This window comes from Pseudoalteromonas sp. RB2-MNA-CIBAN-0110, from assembly GCF_040309305.1.
Lineage (GTDB): Bacteria > Pseudomonadota > Gammaproteobacteria > Enterobacterales > Alteromonadaceae > Pseudoalteromonas > Pseudoalteromonas arctica.
In genome coordinates, this window is the sequence record NZ_JBEOOQ010000199.1 from 1 (window position 1) to 268 (window position 268).

Here is a 268-nt window from a genome sequence, read left to right on the forward strand (position 1 = left end):
GGTTTACTCAGAGTATTCGCAAAATGCTAAAGGAGAGGTAGTTAAAAAGAGTGAGGTTATTAATGTAGCCAATATTGCTCAGCACTTAAGTTCGCGTTTTAGCATAACCAATATGCAAAGCCCACAAGCCGCGGCCGACTTAGCGCTATTGTTACGTGCAGGCTCGTTAAGTGCGCCGGTTACTATAGTGCACGAACAAACCATAGGGCCAAGCTTAGGCAGCGAAAATATAAGTAACGGCTTAGCCGCCCTAATGTTAGGTATGGGT

Annotated in this window: 1 protein-coding gene; it reads left to right on the forward strand. The window is 45.1% G+C overall.

Annotated features, from left to right (window positions below; genetic code table 11):
* Positions 1–268: SecDF P1 head subdomain-containing protein (locus AAEY68_RS21155; RefSeq protein WP_502935719.1), on the forward strand; the 268-nt coding region annotated here is incomplete at both ends.